The organism is Pseudomonas sp. Marseille-Q5299 (assembly GCF_943737035.1).
In the GTDB taxonomy this organism is placed as follows: domain Bacteria; phylum Pseudomonadota; class Gammaproteobacteria; order Pseudomonadales; family Pseudomonadaceae; genus Aquipseudomonas; species Aquipseudomonas putida_E.
This window is the reverse complement of record NZ_CALSFR010000004.1, coordinates 409,225-425,567: the sequence shown is the minus strand read 5'-3', so window position 1 is coordinate 425,567 and position 16,343 is coordinate 409,225. Positions and strand designations below refer to the sequence as shown.

The 16,343-nt window shown below is 61.2% G+C and carries 17 protein-coding genes and 1 pseudogene; 11 read left to right on the top strand and 7 right to left on the bottom strand.

The genetic code is table 11. From position 1 onward, the window contains the following. Window positions 1-105: 105 nt before the first annotated feature. The 5 genes from NGJ21_RS14960 (at window position 106) to NGJ21_RS14940 (ending at window position 3,642) form a co-directional block, all read left to right on the top strand. Window positions 106-648, top strand: a complete 543-nt coding sequence (locus NGJ21_RS14960; RefSeq protein ID WP_251962312.1) for a P-loop NTPase family protein — start codon at window positions 106-108, stop codon at window positions 646-648. A 168-nt stretch (window positions 649-816) separates the two neighbouring features. After that, window positions 817-1,257 (top strand): hypothetical protein, encoded by a 441-nt coding sequence (locus NGJ21_RS14955; protein WP_251962311.1) that lies wholly within the window; start codon window positions 817-819, stop codon window positions 1,255-1,257. Window positions 1,258-1,686: 429 nt separating this feature from the next. Further along, on the top strand, window positions 1,687-1,929 hold the full coding sequence (locus NGJ21_RS14950) for a hypothetical protein (RefSeq protein ID WP_251962310.1): 243 nt from the start codon (window positions 1,687-1,689) through the stop codon (window positions 1,927-1,929). A 167-nt stretch (window positions 1,930-2,096) separates the two neighbouring features. Continuing rightward, on the top strand, window positions 2,097-2,366 hold the full coding sequence (locus NGJ21_RS14945; RefSeq protein ID WP_115275237.1) for a DUF3077 domain-containing protein: 270 nt from the start codon (window positions 2,097-2,099) through the stop codon (window positions 2,364-2,366). 112 nt (window positions 2,367-2,478) lie between these two features. After that, on the top strand, window positions 2,479-3,642 hold the full coding sequence (locus NGJ21_RS14940; RefSeq protein WP_115275238.1) for an AAA family ATPase: 1,164 nt from the start codon (window positions 2,479-2,481) through the stop codon (window positions 3,640-3,642). Between the two features lie 74 nt (window positions 3,643-3,716). Here the strand turns inward: NGJ21_RS14940 and NGJ21_RS14935 are convergent, their stop codons facing one another. The 5 genes from NGJ21_RS14935 to NGJ21_RS14915 form a co-directional block, all read right to left on the bottom strand. Then, window positions 3,717-4,673: a 2-hydroxyacid dehydrogenase gene (locus NGJ21_RS14935; protein WP_012313890.1), complete on the bottom strand. Its 957-nt coding sequence runs from the start codon at window positions 4,671-4,673 to the stop codon at window positions 3,717-3,719. 9 nt (window positions 4,674-4,682) lie between these two features. Next, window positions 4,683-6,014, bottom strand: coding sequence for an MFS transporter (locus NGJ21_RS14930; protein WP_174141685.1), 1,332 nt, complete (start codon window positions 6,012-6,014; stop codon window positions 4,683-4,685). An 88-nt stretch (window positions 6,015-6,102) separates the two neighbouring features. Further along, on the bottom strand, window positions 6,103-7,677 hold the full coding sequence (locus NGJ21_RS14925) for an aldehyde dehydrogenase (NADP(+)) (RefSeq protein ID WP_237860468.1): 1,575 nt from the start codon (window positions 7,675-7,677) through the stop codon (window positions 6,103-6,105). A gap of 165 nt (window positions 7,678-7,842) precedes the next feature. Beyond that, a complete protein-coding gene (gene araD1, locus NGJ21_RS14920) occupies window positions 7,843-8,832 on the bottom strand; it encodes an AraD1 family protein (RefSeq protein ID WP_251962309.1) in 990 nt (329 codons plus the stop codon). 28 nt (window positions 8,833-8,860) lie between these two features. Continuing rightward, window positions 8,861-10,168 carry an MFS transporter gene (locus NGJ21_RS14915; protein WP_115275242.1) on the bottom strand — a complete coding sequence of 436 codons (1,308 nt, stop codon included), beginning with the start codon at window positions 10,166-10,168 and terminating at the stop codon, window positions 8,861-8,863. A gap of 186 nt (window positions 10,169-10,354) precedes the next feature. Between NGJ21_RS14915 and NGJ21_RS14910 the strand changes: the two genes are divergently transcribed. From NGJ21_RS14910 to NGJ21_RS14890, 5 genes are all read left to right on the top strand, one after another. Beyond that, window positions 10,355-12,088 carry an IlvD/Edd family dehydratase gene (locus NGJ21_RS14910; RefSeq protein WP_012313885.1) on the top strand — a complete coding sequence of 578 codons (1,734 nt, stop codon included), beginning with the start codon at window positions 10,355-10,357 and terminating at the stop codon, window positions 12,086-12,088. 269 nt (window positions 12,089-12,357) lie between these two features. Next, entirely contained in the window at window positions 12,358-13,080 is a 723-nt protein-coding gene (locus tag NGJ21_RS14905; RefSeq protein ID WP_046787111.1) for a FadR/GntR family transcriptional regulator, read from the top strand. Window positions 13,081-13,523: 443 nt separating this feature from the next. Further along, window positions 13,524-13,766 carry a hypothetical protein gene (locus NGJ21_RS14900; RefSeq protein WP_251962308.1) on the top strand — a complete coding sequence of 81 codons (243 nt, stop codon included), beginning with the start codon at window positions 13,524-13,526 and terminating at the stop codon, window positions 13,764-13,766. A gap of 165 nt (window positions 13,767-13,931) precedes the next feature. Further along, window positions 13,932-14,201, top strand: a complete 270-nt coding sequence (locus NGJ21_RS14895) for a DUF3077 domain-containing protein (RefSeq protein ID WP_046787113.1) — start codon at window positions 13,932-13,934, stop codon at window positions 14,199-14,201. Between the two features lie 70 nt (window positions 14,202-14,271). Further along, window positions 14,272-14,514, top strand: a complete 243-nt coding sequence (locus tag NGJ21_RS14890; RefSeq protein ID WP_174141679.1) for a DUF3077 domain-containing protein — start codon at window positions 14,272-14,274, stop codon at window positions 14,512-14,514. A gap of 355 nt (window positions 14,515-14,869) precedes the next feature. Here NGJ21_RS14890 and NGJ21_RS14885 read toward each other — a convergent pair whose 3' ends face one another. Together NGJ21_RS14885 and NGJ21_RS14880 are read right to left on the bottom strand one after the other, a co-directional pair. After that, on the bottom strand, window positions 14,870-15,133 hold the full coding sequence (locus NGJ21_RS14885) for a hypothetical protein (protein WP_251962307.1): 264 nt from the start codon (window positions 15,131-15,133) through the stop codon (window positions 14,870-14,872). After that, window positions 15,130-15,367: pseudogene (locus NGJ21_RS14880) on the bottom strand (hypothetical protein). Before NGJ21_RS14880 ends, NGJ21_RS14885 begins: the two are co-directional and overlap by 4 nt. A gap of 174 nt (window positions 15,368-15,541) precedes the next feature. On the opposite strand from NGJ21_RS14880, the gene NGJ21_RS14875 reads away from it, so the two are divergent. Beyond that, window positions 15,542-16,333, top strand: coding sequence for a hypothetical protein (locus NGJ21_RS14875; RefSeq protein WP_251962306.1), 792 nt, complete (start codon window positions 15,542-15,544; stop codon window positions 16,331-16,333). Window positions 16,334-16,343: the final 10 nt, after the last annotated feature.

The following is a 16,343-nucleotide window of genomic DNA, read 5'->3' as shown; positions in this document are numbered from 1 at the left end:
CTTTAGCGAATGGAAGGCTGTCAATGGCTGATTGCCATCCATTAGCCTTGGGGTTGCTCAACCACCGCCATACAATCGTTCTTTTGCCTACGACAGGAAGTCACCATGCAACGAATCGTCATTCTGGGCAACGGCGGCAGCGGCAAGTCCACCCTTGCCCGCGCCTTGGGAGAACACCTGGAGCTTTCCGTCGTTCACTTGGACAAACTCTTCTGGGAGCCCGGCTGGGCGGAACCTGACGCCGAACAGTTCCGTGACCGTGTACGCGATGCCGTTGCTGGTGACGCCTGGGTGTGTGAAGGCAACTATGCGCGCCGTACCTTCGACCTGCGTTTGCCGCGAGCGGACCTGATCATCTGGCTCGACACGCCCAAGCTCACCTGTTTCATTCGGGTGCTGTTACGCCTGCTTCGCATCCAGCCACGGCCTGATCGTGCGGAAGGTTGTGAGGAAAGGTTCGACCTGGAATTTCTCAAGTTCGTGTGGACGTTCGACCGGAATTACCGACCTGGTATCGAAGCAGTTCGCCTTAAGCTCGGGGCACAGGTGCCTACAATTCACTTGCGAGGGAAGCGAGGAATCAGGGCGTTTCTCGATAGGCTGCCAGCAGCCCGGCGCGAACCTGGCTCGATGATCAGTGGAGTTTAAGTCGCCTACCCCATACTCGATGGATATCACATACGCAGAGCCGTAGCGCTTGGTGATCGTGCGTGCGGCCTGTCAAACCCCACACTTTGATTTTGTAGCGCGTGCCCCTATGCTCCCCGCTCAATGTGGCTACCCGGACGCAGCTGCCGTAATCACTCAAGGACTGGCATGACCAAGCTCACCAAACTTCGAATTTTTCTGACACTGGGCGCGCTCATTGGCATCGCGCCGGTCACCTACTCCTTCATCGGGGCCACGCTGTTTTTGGCAGTAATGCTCTTCAAGGTGCCGGAGTTTGTGGTACCCGTCTTCTTGATTTCCACGTTCGGTCTGTGGGGGTGCTGGAAGGCCTATGCGGCAGCCATGGTTCGCGAGCCGAAACTACCCAAGGACAGGCGAGTTATGGCTGCAGTCATCATTGCGCTGGTCTGGGGGCTGATCTTGGCAGGGGGCTTGGGCTGGGTCAGCGAATTGAATGAACTGGAGTGGTATTCAGTTTTTGTGTTGTTCTACCCAATGCCTGGTTTGACTGCGGTGGTCATGCTCCTTGTGACTCACCGAAGAGCGCGCCAGGCTTCAGAAGAGGGTATTGTGGCAGCAGCTGAATGAGGCCTCTTCAGTTTTCTCGGGGCACGGGTGGAAAAAGAGAAATGAGCGCTGACTGGCATGCCGCCCACTCTGCCCAGCCCTGAATTTTGACTGCCACCGCGTTACAAGCTGTTACATCGAACAGCCGGAAAAATCAGATTTAACCCCTTTCCTGTAGGGCATTTCCCAAAGATACTGCCGCCGCCCATTTTTCGTTGCACATGGCCAATGTGGATTCTAGTCTCGGCCGGTCGCTGCCAATTCAGCGACCGGTTTTGACAGACCGTCTTCGTTGTCCACATGTGCACACTGTTATGGTGGCTGTACGTGCGGGCACCCTCTGGTGCGCCGAGTGCCAACGTCTCGGTCTGTCAACCCGCGTACAGCTGCCACCTCATTGTTTGACAGCAAGGCCGTGGTAGCTCCACCGTTCGACGTTGGAGTTTCATCATGCTCAAGATCGTTCCCGATCCGCCTCACAATCCCCACTCCCTCGAAGACACGCTGATGATGGCTGCCGACTACGCGCTCTGCCCCGAAGTCGTTGCCCAACACGCGATGTTGATGCAGCCGAAATCACCCGTGTCCGTGATGATCATGACCTCGATGCACGAGCTCGATGCCCTGCGCAAATTGCTCGAGTCAGCACTGGCCCAAATACAAAAGCCAGCCGACCCGCAGACGCTGCATTAATCCTCATCATGATCTGCCTGGCCTGGCTCTTTCACGGGCTAGCTCTCTCGCACAGCACCGCCCCTGAGGTTGTAGACGCCCCTCAGACGCCCGGTGAAACCTGTGGGAGTCCGGCTTGCCGGCGATGGGGCCCGCCCAGGCAGCTACACCTTCAGGGAGATCAAAAAATGGCCACCGAAGAAACCGCATTCACCGTCGGCAAAACCACCTTCTACCAAGGTGAAAACCAGACCCACCCCCTGTTCCGCATCGAGCCCGGCATCCCTTGCCAAAGCGCCCGCGAACAGGCCTCGGAACTGATGGGCTATGCCCGCGACCTGACCATCGACGGCCTGATGGAAGACAAACCCCAGCTGCTGTGGGCCTCGCACTACCTCCGCGCCCTGGCCAAGGCCCTGCTCGATGATGCCGAGCTGGGCATGATGAAAACCCCGTGAACACACCCCTACCTGCAGGCCCACTCCGCCCTCCCGAAACCGTGCTGAACGGTAGTAAGGCACGTGCAGTTCGCCCACAATCAGGCACTGAGTTAAACCTGGGACGCACCGCATGCTCACCACCCTCGCCATCGGCAACTACCGCTCCATCAACCACCTTGTGTTGCCTTTAAGCCAACTCAACCTGGTGACCGGCGCCAACGGCAGCGGCAAATCCAATCTGTACAAAGCCCTGCGCCTGCTCGCCGAGACCGCCCAGGGCGGTGTGATCGAAGCGCTTGCCCGCGAAGGCGGGCTGGATTCGACCTGGTGGGCCGGGCCAGAGATGAGTGCGCGCATGAAGCGCGGTGAAGTGCCCATACAAGGCCAGCATCCGAGCGAGGCCAAACGCCTGCGGCTGGGCTTCGCCACCGAGGATTTCGGCTTTGCCATCTCGCTGGGCTTGCCGATACCCCTGCCCTATCCCACCGCATTCATGCTCGACCCCGAGATCAAGTGCGAAGCCATCTGGGGCGCTGGGGCTTATCGCCCATCGTCCTTATTGGTTGAGCGCAAGAACGCCATGGTTCGTGCGCGGGAAGGCAATGGTTGGACGGTGCTCGATCAACATGCCGACAGCTGCGAGAGCTTTTTCAACATCGTGGGCCGGCCACGACAGGCGCCGGAGATTGGTGAGCTGCGGGCGTTCATCAACAGCTGGCGCTTCTACGATCACTTCCGCATCGACCGCGACGCACCCTGCCGCCAACCGCAGCTGGGGACGCGCTCGCCGGTGCTGCATCATGACGGGCGTAACCTTGCCTCGGCGTTGCAGACCATCATCGAGATTGGCGAGGTTGAAGACCTGATAGCGGCACTGGATGACGCGTTTCCCGGTAGCCGCTTGGAGATTGATGCGCCGCCGGGTGGGCTGTTCAGCGTGCGGCTGCATCAGCATGGGCTGTTGCGCCCGCTGGGTGGGGGTGAATTGTCGGATGGTACGTTGCGTTATCTGTTGTTGATGGCTGCGCTGCTGACGCCACGTCCGCCGTCACTGATGGTGCTTAACGAGCCGGAAACCAGCTTGCATGCCGACCTGCTGCCTGCGCTGGCGCGGTTGATCATTCGCGCTTCGAGGCGGAGCCAGGTTTGGGTGGTGTCGCACAGTGCGCCGCTGATTGAGGCGCTGTCGGCGTGTGACGGGTGCAATGTGCTGGAGCTGGAGAAGGTTCAGGGGCAGACACAGCTACGCGGGGTTGGGTTGCTGGATGAACCGCTGTGGCGGTGGGTTGACTGACCACGACGGCACCCAGCCTCAAGCCCCGAATGCCAAGGCGTGCAACGCAGGAGCTGGCCGCTCCTGCGCGCTCCCTATCGCACTGGATGCCTTGGTGCCCTACCTTCGAGCACCGCCGCCAGTTCGGCCGCTGCGGTACGCGCCATCAACGCACGTGCCTCGACGGTGGCGGAACCAATGTGCGGCAAGGCAACCACCTGGGGCAAGGCCAGCAATGGCGAACTCGCGGGCAACGGCTCTAGCTCGAACACATCCAGCCCAGCCGCGCGGATCTGCCCTTCGGCCAGCGCCTTTAGCAGCGCGCGCTCGTCGACCACCGCGCCACGGGCAATGTTGACGAACACGGCATCGGCGCGCATAGCGGCGAACTGCGCGCGGCCGAACAGGTGATGGGTGGCCGCACTCAGCGGCACGCAGACGCAGACGAAGTCCGCCTCGCCCAGCAACTGCATCAGCGGCACACGCCTTGCCGCAAACTCCGCTTCATACTCGGGCTTGGCGCTGTTGCCGCTGTACAGCACCGGCATGCCAAAACCAAAGTGCGCGCGCCTGGCCACGGCCGCACCAATCCGGCCAAGGCCGACGATGCCCAAGGTCTTGCCGTGTACATCCATGCCGAAGCGCGAGGCATCGATGCCCTGAGTCCAGCCGCCGTCACGCACCAGTTGCGCCAGCTCGCATGCGCGTCGCGCGGCCATCATCAGCAGCATGAACCCGGTATCGGCGGTGGTTTCGGTCACCGCATCGGGGGTATTGGTCAAACAGATGCCGCGGTCGCGCAGATAGCCCAAGGGGTAGTTGTCGAAGCCAGCAGACACGCTGGCAATCACCTTGAGCGAAGGCGCGTGGTCGAGCAGCTCAGCATCCAGCGGTAATGTACTGCCGATCAGTCCGTCGGCAGTGGCCAAGGCCGCAAGGAAGCCGTCGCGGTCAGCCAACGGCTGGTCGAAACGCCGGAAGTGGTAACGCTGTTCGAGGTCGGCCAGCACCTCGGCGCTGGAAATAGGCCCGAAAGAAACGACACGTTGCATGCAACCTCCTCAGTGGGTGCGCGATTCAGGTTGAACCGCATACAAGCGGCGTGGCACGGCCCAGACAATCAGCACCACCGCCAGCAGGCTGACCGCCGTCAGCAGCCACAATGCGGGCGTCGCCGAGCCGCTGACATCGCGGACCTTGCCCACCATGTAAGGCGCAATGATGCCGCCGAGCTGGCCGATCGAGTTGATCAACGCGATACCCGCCGCTGCGGCCAACCCGGCCAGGTATTTCGGCGGTAAGGTCCAGAAGATCGGCATCCAGGCGATGATCCCGGTCATGACAAGGCTCATGCCCAGCATCAGTACCAACAGCTGGGCGTTGAAACCGGCACACAAGGCATAGCCAACGGTAGTCATGGCTGCGCAACCCGCCATGTGCCAGCGGCGCTCGCCGCGCAGGTCGGAGCTGCGGCCGATCAGCAGGTTGCCCACCACTGCCAACAGGTACGGGATCATGGTCAGCAGGCCGATATCCAGTGCATCGTCCACCCCAGCGTTGCGAATCAACTGGGGCATCCAGAACAGTAACCCGGTCAGCGCCATGACCAGGCACAGATAGATCGCCGACAGCGCCAGCGAAGCGGGCTCACGCAGAATCGCCCTGATCGAGCTGCCACCGCTGGGCTTGGGCTCGGCGTCCAGACGCTCTCGCAGGTAGCGTTTCTCTTCGCCGTCAAGCCACCGGGCATCTTCGATGCGATCAGTGACCAGCCACAGTACCAGTAGGCCGAGCAGCACCGATGGCAGGCCTTCGAGTAGGAACAGCCACTGCCACCCGGCCAGGCCGTTTACCCCGTCGAAGTGGCCGAGGATAAACCCGGCCAACGGACCGCCAACGATGCCGCATAGGCAGATCGAGCTCTTGAAATAGGCGTTGATGCGCGCACGGCGGTCGCTGGGGTACCACTGGGTGAAGAAGTACAGCACGCCGGGCACGAAGCCGGCTTCCATGACACCGATCAGAAAACGCAGTACGTAGAACCAGGTTTCGCTGGTGACGAACATCATTGCCGCCGAGGTCAAACCCCAACTGATCATGATGCGGGCAATCCAGATACGTGCGCCGATGCGGTGCAGCAGCACGTTGCTCGGTACCTCGAACAGGAAGTAGCCGACGAAGAACAGGCTCGCACCCAACCCGTACACAGCGTCACTGAAACCCAGCGCGCTTTGCATCTGCAGCTTGGCGAAGCTGATATTGACCCGGTCTAGGTAGGCGAACAGGAAACACACGATGAACAACGGCACAATGCGCCAGCTGATCTTGCGAAACAGACGACTATCCAGTGACTCCCACGCGACCTGGTCGGCGGGCAGGGAACGACTCGGCATGGCTGCAACCTCTTTTTGTTGTTTTACGGTGTCGGTCGAAAGCCCGCCGGGGCATAGCCCGGCGGGTATACAGCGCTAGCACCCTGCCTCAGCTCAGCGCATCACGGCTGTGCTGGCCGTCGACCAGGCGTTGCAGGCCCAGTGGATTGGCGTTTTTCAGGGCGTCAGGCAGCAGCGCATCCGGGTAGTCCTGGTAGCACACCGGGCGCAGGAAGCGGTCGATGGCCAGGGTGCCGACCGAGGTACCACGGGCATCGGAGGTGGCCGGGTAAGGCCCGCCATGCACCATTGCATCGCACACCTCGACGCCAGTCGGGTAGCCGTTGACCAGCAGGCGGCCGGCCTTGCGCTGCAGCAGCGGCACCAGCGCGGCAAAGCGCTGGAAGTCCTCCGGTTCGGCGATCAGGGTGGCGGTCAGTTGCCCATGCAGGGCTTGCAGGGCGCGGCGCAGTTCGGCTTCGTCGGCCACTTCGACCACCACCGTGGCTGGCCCGAAAACCTCCTCCTGCAGCAGCTCGTCGCCGTTGAGCAGCAAGCTCACATCAGCCTGGAACAGCTGTGCCCGGGCCTGGTCGCCAACCTGCTCGGCACCGGCCAGATGGCGCACGCCCGGGTGTTGCTGCAGGCGCTGTACGCCGCTGGCATAGCTGCGCAAGGTACCGGCATTGAGCATGGTCTGCGCTGGCTGGTCGGCCATTTGCGCAGCCAGTGCCGCGACGAAGGTGCCGAACGCTTCACCGGCAATGCCAATGACCAACCCGGGGTTGGTGCAGAATTGCCCGCAACCCAGTACCACCGATGCGGCGAGTTCCTTGGCCACCTGCTCGCCGCGGGCCTGCAGCGCCGCAGGCAACACCAGCACCGGGTTGATGCTGCTCATTTCGGCGAACACCGGGATCGGCTGCGGGCGCGCTGCGGCCAGGTCGCACAGGGCACGGCCGCCCTTGAGCGAACCGGTGAAACCGACCGCCTGGATCGCCGGGTGGCGCACCAACGCTTCACCGACACCGGCGCCATAGATCATGTTGAACACGCCAGCGGGCATGCCGGTAGCCACCGCCGCACGCTCGATGGCTTCAGCCACCAGCTCGGCAGTGGCCATATGGCCGCTGTGGGCCTTGACCACTACCGGGCAGCCGGCAGCCAGTGCTGCGGCGGTGTCGCCGCCGGCCGTGGAGAACGCCAACGGGAAGTTGCTGGCGCCGAACACGGCCACCGGGCCAAGGCCGGTGCGGTACTGGCGCAGGTCAGGGCGTGGCAGTGGCTGGCGCTGTGGCTGCGCGCGGTCGATGCGCGCCCCCAGGTAGTCGCCACGGCGCAGTACCTTGGCGAACAGGCGCATCTGGTTGCTGGTGCGGCCACGCTCGCCCTGGATGCGTGCAGCCGGCAGCGCAGTTTCGCGGCACACCGTGGCGACGAAGCTATCGTCCAGCGCGTCCAGCTGGTCGGCAATGGCCTCCAGAAACTGCGCGCGGCGCTCTGGCGCCAGGGCGTTGTATTCGGCAAATGCTGCTTCGGCGGCCTGGGCGGCGGCGGCCACCTCCTCAGGGGTGGCCTGGGTGAAGACCACCGGCAATGCTTCGCCGGTGCGTGCATCCAGGCTTTGCAGGCGTACGCTGCCGGCAGCGCTGCGCTGGCCGCCAATGAAGTTGCTTCCAGACATGGTTGACTCCTGTAACAAAGAAAGAGGGCTCAGTGGCGCATGGCGGTCAGTCAGGGCAGAGGGGGCCGCGCAAAATCTTGAGGTTTGCGCGGTACCTGTGGGAGCTGGCTTGCCGGCGATGGACCGCACAGCCGTCCCGACTTCATCGACTGACCGGCAACACGCTCAAAGGCTTTTCACTACACCTGGGCGACGCTGCCCGGACGCTGCGCCAATACCATTGCGCAGCGGCTGGCCAAAGGCATCGAGGCTGACCTCGAAGGTATCGCCCGGGCGCGCCTGAACGCCGTCGGCAAACGACAGCGTGGCGGTGCCGAAATAGTGCACATGGATATCGCCAGCACGCAGGAACTGGTCGTACTTGAAGTGGTGGAACTCGAGGTTCTCGAAGCTGTGGCACATGTTCTGCTCACCCGACAGGAACGGCTTGCTCCACAGCACCTGGCCATCGCGCAGGATGCGGCTGGTACCTTCCAGGTGAGCCGGCAATGCCCCAAGGCGCAGCTCCGGGCCGAAGCTGCAGGCGCGCAGCTTGGAATGCGCCAGGTACAGGTAGTTGCGCCGCTCCATCACATGGTCGGAAAACTCGTTGCCCAAGGCGTAGCCGAGGCGGTATGGCGTGCCGTCGCTACCGATCAGGTACAGCCCGACCAGCTCCGGCTCTTCGCCGGCATCTTCGGCAAAGGCCGGCAGCGGCAGGTCGGCGCCGGGGCGCACGACGATGCCGCCGTCGCCCTTGTAGAACCACTCCGGCTGCGCGCCCTCCTCGCCCGCTGGCGGCCGACCGCCCTCCAGGCCCCACTGGAACATGCGCATGCTGTCAGTGACGGCGCCTTCGGCTTGCTGCTGGTGCATCTTGTCGCGGGTGGCGGCGCTGCCCAGGTGAGTCAGGCCGGTACCGGTCACCAGGCAGTGGGCAGAGTCCGGGTGGTCCAGCGGTGGCAGTACGCGGCCTTCGGCCAGCAGGGCCAGGTAGTCATGGCGCTCGCCCAGCCCGGCGGCCTGCACTTCGCAGGCCAGGTCACGGCCAGCGGCTATGGCCTGCAGGGCCAGCTCACGGGTGCTGGCGGCGCCCAGTACTTCAAGGGCGTACTCGCCTTCCACCACGCCCACGCGGCGCGCGCCGGCGGCGGTTTCGAATTGGATCAGTCGCATGCTTGTGCTCGCTTGTCGGTTGCAAAGGTTAGCGGGAGGCTTCGGCCGCCCGCGTGGAAGCCAGGCGCTGGCGGCGCTCCAGGCGGTTGTAGACCACGCCCGTGAGCAGCACCCCGCACAGCATCACCAGCGCCAGGAAATACAGGCCCGACGACAGCTGCCCGGTGTACTCCTTCAGCGCGCCGATGCCGAACGGGCCCAGGTAACCGCCGAGGTTGCCGATCGAGTTGATCAAGGCGATGCCCGCAGCAGCGCTGGCACCGGAGAAGAACCGCCCCGGCAGCGTCCAGAAGATGGCCGTGCAGGAGAACAGCGCGAACGCCACCAGGCACAGCGCGGCCAACTGCAGCACCGGTACCGTCAGCCAGGCGCTGAAGAACAGGCCGACGGCACCCAGTGCGTACAGCAGGCCCAGATGGCCATAGCGGTCGTTCAGGCGGTCGGAGCTTCGCGGCACGATCAGCAGGCCGATGATGCCGAACAGGTAGGGCACCGCCGAGACAAAACCGGTGACCAGGTCACTGCCGCCAAACTGGTGGATCAGCGTTGGCAGCCATAGGCCCAGGCCATAGATGCTCAGGGTCATCGGCAAGTAGAACAGCGCCAGCAACAGCACCCGGCCATCTTTAAGGGCATGCAGCGGGTTGCCATGGCGGGTCTGGCCGAACTCGCGCAGGTCGTTGGCCAACTGCTCCTGCAGCCAGTTGCGTTGCTCGTCACTGAGCCAGCGCACCTTGGCAGGGCCGTCCGGCAGCAGGCGCAAGGTGGGCCAGGCCAACAGCACTGCCGGGGTACCGATACAGATGAACAACCACTGCCAGCCATGCAGGCCGTAGATGCCCTCAAGCCCCAGCAGCGCACCCGAAAGTGGCCCGGTGATCAGCATGGCCAGCGGCTGCGAGAGAATGAAGAAGCCTAGAATTTTGCCGCGATGGCGCACCGGGTACCACTGGGTGATGTAGTACAGCACCCCCGGGAAGAAGCCCGCCTCGGCGGCCCCCAGCAAGAAGCGCATCACATAGAAGCCGTTGGGCCCGGTGACAAACGCCATGCCGACAGTGATCGCGCCCCAGGTCAGCAAAATGCGGGCGAACCAGCGTCGTGCACCGAAGCGGTCGAGCAACAGGTTGCTCGGCACTTCGAAAAGAAAATAACCGATGAAGAACAGCCCGGCGCCAAGGCCATATGCCGCGTCACCCAGGCCTATGTCGGCGCCCATGTGCAGCTTGGCAAAGCCCACCGCCGAACGATCGACATAGGCCACCAGGTAAAGCAGAACCAGAAAAGGGATGAGTTTCAGTGTGATCAGGCGGACGAGCCGCTGCTCCTGAATCATGGCGATGTCTCCAATTGTTCTTGTAATGGGCACAGCACCTGGCCGGGGCTTTTTGGCAGACCGCTAACCTGGCGAATCGATCATATAGTATTACTATTTAAAACAACAACCCTTCACAGATGCCTTTTTAGCCGCTAGAGTCAGCCTCATAACGACAAATAGTAATACTAATTAGGTGTCCCGCTTATGTCTGATAACAAACGCCCCCTGCGCTCCGCCCAATGGTTTGGTACCGCCGACAAGAACGGCTTCATGTACCGCAGCTGGATGAAGAACCAAGGCATCCCCGACCACGAATTCCAAGGCAAGCCGATCATCGGCATTTGCAACACCTGGTCGGAGCTGACCCCGTGCAACGCCCACTTCCGCAAGATTGCCGAGCACGTCAAAAAAGGCGTGCTGGAGGCTGGTGGCTTCCCGGTGGAGTTCCCGGTGTTTTCCAGCGGCGAGTCCAACCTGCGCCCTACCGCCATGCTCACCCGCAACCTGGCGAGCATGGATGTGGAAGAAGCGATCCGTGGCAACCCGGTGGACGCCGTGGTGCTGCTGACCGGCTGCGACAAGACCACCCCTGCGCTGCTGATGGGTGCCGCCAGCTGCGACGTGCCGGCGATCGTGGTCACTGGTGGGCCGATGCTCAACGGCAAGCACAAAGGCAAGGACATTGGCGCCGGCACCATCGTCTGGCAGATGCACGAGGCCTATAAGGCCGGCCAGATCGACCTCAACGAATTCCTCTCGGCCGAGGCCGGCATGTCGCGCTCGGCAGGCACCTGCAACACCATGGGCACCGCCTCGACCATGGCCTGCATGGCCGAAGCGCTGGGTACCTCGCTGCCGCACAACGCCGCCATCCCGGCGGTGGATGCCCGCCGCTACGTACTCGCCCACCTGTCGGGCATGCGCATTGTCGACATGGTGCGCGAAGACCTGCGCCTGTCGAAGATCCTCACCCGCGAAGCCTTCGAGAACGCCATCCGCGTCAACGCCGCCATCGGTGGTTCGACCAACGCAGTGATCCACCTCAAGGCGATTGCCGGGCGCATTGGTGTAGATCTGCAACTGGAAGACTGGACCCGCGTCGGCCGCGGCACACCGACCTTGGTCGACTTGCAGCCATCGGGCCGCTTCCTGATGGAAGAGTTCTACTACGCCGGCGGCCTGCCCGCAGTCATCCGCCGCCTGGGCGAGCATGGCCTGCTGCCCAACCCCACCGCACTGACCGCCAACGGCAAGAGCCTGTGGGACAACTGCCAGGCCGCGCCGCTGTATGACGAAGAAGTCATCCGCCCGCTCGACAAACCGCTGGTGGCCGATGGCGGCATCTGCATCCTGCGCGGCAACCTGGCACCCAAAGGCGCGGTGCTCAAGCCGTCGGCGGCTACCCCAGCGCTGATGCAGCACCGCGGCCGCGCCGTAGTGTTCGAAAACTTCGAGGACTACAAAGCGCGCATCAACGACCCTGAGCTGGACGTGGACGCCAATTCGGTGCTGGTGATGAAATACTGCGGGCCCAAGGGCTACCCGGGCATGGCCGAGGTCGGCAACATGGGCCTGCCCGCCAAGCTGCTGGCCCAGGGCGTGACCGACATGGTGCGCATCTCCGACGCCCGCATGAGCGGTACTGCCTACGGCACCGTAGTGCTGCACGTGGCACCCGAGGCTGCTGCGGGCGGCCCATTGGCAGCCGTGCGCGAAGGTGACTGGATCGAGCTGGACTGCAAGGAAGGCCGGCTGCACCTGGACATTTCTGCCGAGGAACTGGCTGGCCGCCTGGCCGACCTGCAAGCACCGCCACAGTTGATCAGTGGCGGTTATGCGAAGCTGTATCTGGACCATGTGATGCAGGCTGACGAAGGTTGCGATTTCGACTTCCTGGTTGGCTGCCGTGGCGCGGCGGTGCCCAAGCATTCGCACTAACCAACTCTCAACACCTCCCCCCGGTAGGAGCGGCCTTGTGTCGCGAAAGGGGTGCGCAGCGCCCCCACAATTCATGCATCAGGCTGATATTGCCGGGGGCGCTGCGCGCCCCTTTCGCGACACAAGGCCGCTCCTACACATCCCACGCATACCTTGAGGCAGTGCAAACCGATGGCTGCAACTGCCTGCATGACACCTGCCCCACAGGCCCTCCGCCACCCACTAATGCTATGATGCCCACCTCGCTCGAAGGACCTCCCGCGCCCCCCATGAACTACCGCCAGCCCACCACGCGCAAAAGCATGCACGCCACCCTGGTCCAGGACCTCGGCCTGCAAATCGTATCCGGCCAACTCGCACCCGGGCAAAAGCTGCCCTCCGAGGCCAGCCTGTGCGAAAGCTACGCGATCAGCCGGCCGGTGTTCCGCGAAGCGATGCGCGCCCTGACCGCCAAGGGCCTGGTCGAAGCCCGCCCACGGGTCGGCACGCTGGTGAGGCCGCGCCATGACTGGCACATGCTCGACCCCGACGTGCTGCACTGGCTGATGCAGGCCACCCCGCAAAAAGACTTCTTCAACACCCTGTCCAGCGTGCGCTGGGTTATCGAACCCGCCGCCGCCGCGCTGGCCGCCACCAACGCCACCCCCGAGGATGTCGAGTCGATCGCCGAGGCCTACCAGCGCATGGAAGCCGCGCGCACCCATGAAGAGCGCCTGCAACCCGACCTGGACTTCCACGCCCGTATCGCCGACGCCACCCACAACGACCTGTTGGCCTACCTGTGCAACATGCTGTCGATGGCCCTGCGCGAATCGGTGCGCTATTCCAACCAGCGGCCGAACTTCAACCAACTCGCCCTGCCCCGGCACAAGGCGATTCTCACGGCTATCCAGAACGGCGACGCGCTGGGTGCACGGCATGCTTCGCTGGTGCAGCTTGAAGATGCGCGTGTGGCGTTGAGCAAGGTGTTGGGGCAAGACCCGACTAGCTGAAGCAAAGCTGCTGATTGCTGGCGCTGGTTACCCAGTACAAGGGGCGGTGGAGTCAGTTGCAGGCAAGGAACTCCCATCGTGCGCATTTCTCACTAGGCACAACCCTGAATTTCGGCTGCCTGCACTTACAAGCTGTTACAGCGAGCACCTGAAAAGATCAGATTTAACCCCTTTCCTGTAGGGTATTTCCCAAAGATACTGCCGCCGCCTGTTTTTCGTTGCGGTCGTTATTTCTGAGTTTTAGGCTCGGTGGGTCGTTGCACATCAACGACCGGCTTTGACAGGCCGCGACGATATACAGCGCATAACCGTTCATGGCGGTTGTGTATGGGGCACGCTTGCGTGCGCCGGTTTCTGTGTTCGCCGGTCTGTCAACCCATGCACAGCTGCCACCTTTGCGTTTGACAGCGGATTGGCGGTGGCCCCAACGAGAACACAGTCCGATGCTAAAAATTGTTCCTGATCCACCCCACCACCTTCACTCCCTCGAAGATACGTTGATGCTGGCTGCAGATTACGCACTCTGCGCCGAAGCCGTTGCGCAACAGGCGATGATGATGCAACCCAAGTCGCCCTCCTCCTTGTTGATCATGACCTCCATGCACGAGCTCGAAACCTTGCGCAAATTGCTTGAGGTCGCGTTGGCGCAAGTGCAAATGCCGACAGAGCAAGGAACGCTGCACTAAGCCGCATCACGTTAAGTCTGGCCTGGTTCTTTCGAAGGCTAGCGCCCCCACACGGCACCGCCCCTGAGGTTGTAGACGACCCTCAGGGGCCCGGTGAACTTGTGGGAGCCCGGCTTGCCGGCGATAGGGCCAGCCCAGGCACCCGTATTTTCAGGGAACCAACTCATGCCGAAAGACAGCACAACCGAAAAAACCACACCCGGCAAAACCATGTTCTATCAGGCAGAAGGCCAAACTCAGCCGCTGTTCTGCATCGCACCTGGTATCCCCTGCCAGAATGCCAGGGAGCAAGCCTCAGAGTTGATGGGCTGTGTGCGTGACCTGACCATAACCGGCTTGATGGAAGACAGCCCGCAATTGATCTGGGCATCCTACTACCTAAGTGCTCTGGCAAAGGCGCTGCTCGATGATGCCGAGCTGGGGATGCAGCAGTAGATATTCGAGTGCCGCTACTGGCCTCTTGGAAGGGGCCAGTTCAAGTCGAAACGATTGCGGAAAATCACTCATGACGGCAGCTAAACACAAAGGCGACCAGATCGGCACGCCGCGTCGCAACATGTTCACCATCGCACCGGGAATACCGCCCAGCTACGCCATCGAGCAAGCAACCAAGTTGATGGACTGTGCACGGCATTTGAATATCACCGGCGTGATGATTGGCAACCGACAGATGATCTGGGCTTCGTATCACCTGAGTGCGATGGTCAGGGCGCTGTTGGAAAAGATTGAGCTGAACCTGAAGAGGTGAATGGGAACGATCGCTTGAAGCTGAAACTAAACTATCTCGAAAGTTGAGCCAAAATTCACGCATAAAAAAATCCAGTTACTAGATAGTAACTGGATTTTTGGGGATTTTTGGTCGGGACGGAGTGATTCGAACACTCGACCCCTTGCACCCCATGCATGCCAAGCCAGCTAAAGGCATGATATCACAGCACTTTTCGGCGCGCTCGCTGCAACCGAACGTCCATAGGTGTCCGTGAGCATCCACAAGAGTCACGCATTTCTCACGCAGCCTCGGCTGCCCATCCCGGCGTTCCGCCGACCGATTCCCGTCCTTTATATAGCTACCCACAAAATGGGCGGCTTGCCGGCCCCCTTGATCACCCGGTACCCGCCTTTTGGTCAGCTTCGGACTCTCCAAAGAGACCAATGGCCCAAGCTTCCTCGTGCTCAATCATCGCCCACATCCTGGCCGCCTCGGCAAGCTCGAGCATGTCGCACAGGCATCCATCATCAACCTCCCGGCGCCGGCGCGCAGCGAATGCCATCTCGCTGAGCACAGCCGCGCGGCCGTCGGGGTCCGTGACGAGGGCAAAACGGTCATCAAGCTCAGCCAGCCAGGCTCGTGGTAGTCCGGCCATCATTCAGCCCTGCACCACCACGACTGCGCATAGATCACGCCGTCGATCTCCTCCACCCCATTGATGTTCATGCCGAGCTGGGCCATGCCGCTGACCTTGGCGTCGAGCAAGCGCGGGATGATGTCCGGCCCAGGTGTCGGGTTGAACACCAACGCTTGGGTAGCGACTCGGCCCAGCACTTCGCTCAGAGGGGATTGCCACGCCATTCTCGCGGCGTCGAACGAGGAGGAAGTACATATGACGCTCATGCTGTATGAATATACAGCATCGTATAGGCGGGACCTCCTGAATGGCAATTGCCGACCATCGGCTTACCCTGAAGGCTAGCGATGCGGTTATCGATGACCGGTGCTAGCATTCTGCTATCTGATAGGATAATGCCATCATCCCAGCGCACATTGGAGGCAAATAATGCATTTAACAAAAAGCTGTCACGAAAAAGATCATATAAAAAAACGAAAGACTGTAAAGCTCGCAACTCTTGAGCATTATCGACGTACAGAAAACCATGAGATTTCCGATGCGTCAGAAGGAATGCTTCAGCTCGAATTAAATGTAACAGCCCCAACAATTGTCGAGCACAAATGGCTTAACACAATAATGCAGGGCGCTATTCACTATGGCAGCCCAGATGCAACCATCAGATTTCCAGGCGTAACCAATATGGAGGGGGAAAACATCGTAATCCGACGCCATAGCGAAAGACACTGCCTTTTAGAGAAGGCAAAGGTTTCCGTGCAAAGAGAGTCTTTGAATAGCTTAATATTTTGCATGTCTGAGTCGCTGAAAGAAGGTGACTGTCGAGAAATATTTAAGGGCTACGACTCAGAATGGTCAATTCCCAAAGAGAACGCCGAAGACATGTCTCGAATTTTAAGTCAGGCTCTTATGTCAAGAATACTTGACGATAGTTTGCAGCCGATCATTCAAATACCAAGCGATAAGTCATTGAAGATAATCTATAGCCACATGTCGGTGCTTTATACAGACAGAGAAATATTAATAAACCACAACAATACGGGGGATTTCAACAAAATACTTGACCACCTTGAGTTCACATCATTTCTGAAGCCTAGAAGTTACTCACATGAGAGGGAGTACCGATTCAACTTTCTGTGCGTAGGAAGCGGAGGCGTAATTCCGTACATAAACGACTCGGTCATCCTATCTGTTCCTGAGGATTTTATTTCATTGATTATGTGAAGATCGAATG

Excerpts from the sequence above, each read along its gene's own strand:
- NGJ21_RS14875 (WP_251962306.1), top strand. The coding sequence starts at position 15,542 with ATGCATTTAACAAAAAGCTGTCACGAAAAAGATCATATAAAAAAACGA.
- NGJ21_RS14905 (WP_046787111.1), top strand. The coding sequence starts at position 12,358 with ATGAACTACCGCCAGCCCACCACGCGCAAAAGCATGCACGCCACCCTG.
- NGJ21_RS14930 (WP_174141685.1), bottom strand. The coding sequence starts at position 6,014 with ATGCCGAGTCGTTCCCTGCCCGCCGACCAGGTCGCGTGGGAGTCACTG.
- NGJ21_RS14895 (WP_046787113.1), top strand. The coding sequence starts at position 13,932 with ATGCCGAAAGACAGCACAACCGAAAAAACCACACCCGGCAAAACCATG.
- NGJ21_RS14885 (WP_251962307.1), bottom strand. The coding sequence starts at position 15,133 with ATGATGGCCGGACTACCACGAGCCTGGCTGGCTGAGCTTGATGACCGT.
- NGJ21_RS14935 (WP_012313890.1), bottom strand. The coding sequence starts at position 4,673 with ATGCAACGTGTCGTTTCTTTCGGGCCTATTTCCAGCGCCGAGGTGCTG.
- araD1 (WP_251962309.1), bottom strand. The coding sequence starts at position 8,832 with ATGCGACTGATCCAATTCGAAACCGCCGCCGGCGCGCGCCGCGTGGGC.
- NGJ21_RS14890 (WP_174141679.1), top strand. The coding sequence starts at position 14,272 with ATGACGGCAGCTAAACACAAAGGCGACCAGATCGGCACGCCGCGTCGC.
- NGJ21_RS14960 (WP_251962312.1), top strand. The coding sequence starts at position 106 with ATGCAACGAATCGTCATTCTGGGCAACGGCGGCAGCGGCAAGTCCACC.
- NGJ21_RS14910 (WP_012313885.1), top strand. The coding sequence starts at position 10,355 with ATGTCTGATAACAAACGCCCCCTGCGCTCCGCCCAATGGTTTGGTACC.
- NGJ21_RS14925 (WP_237860468.1), bottom strand. The coding sequence starts at position 7,677 with ATGTCTGGAAGCAACTTCATTGGCGGCCAGCGCAGCGCTGCCGGCAGC.
- NGJ21_RS14900 (WP_251962308.1), top strand. The coding sequence starts at position 13,524 with ATGCTAAAAATTGTTCCTGATCCACCCCACCACCTTCACTCCCTCGAA.
- NGJ21_RS14950 (WP_251962310.1), top strand. The coding sequence starts at position 1,687 with ATGCTCAAGATCGTTCCCGATCCGCCTCACAATCCCCACTCCCTCGAA.
- NGJ21_RS14955 (WP_251962311.1), top strand. The coding sequence starts at position 817 with ATGACCAAGCTCACCAAACTTCGAATTTTTCTGACACTGGGCGCGCTC.
- NGJ21_RS14945 (WP_115275237.1), top strand. The coding sequence starts at position 2,097 with ATGGCCACCGAAGAAACCGCATTCACCGTCGGCAAAACCACCTTCTAC.
- NGJ21_RS14915 (WP_115275242.1), bottom strand. The coding sequence starts at position 10,168 with ATGATTCAGGAGCAGCGGCTCGTCCGCCTGATCACACTGAAACTCATC.
- NGJ21_RS14940 (WP_115275238.1), top strand. The coding sequence starts at position 2,479 with ATGCTCACCACCCTCGCCATCGGCAACTACCGCTCCATCAACCACCTT.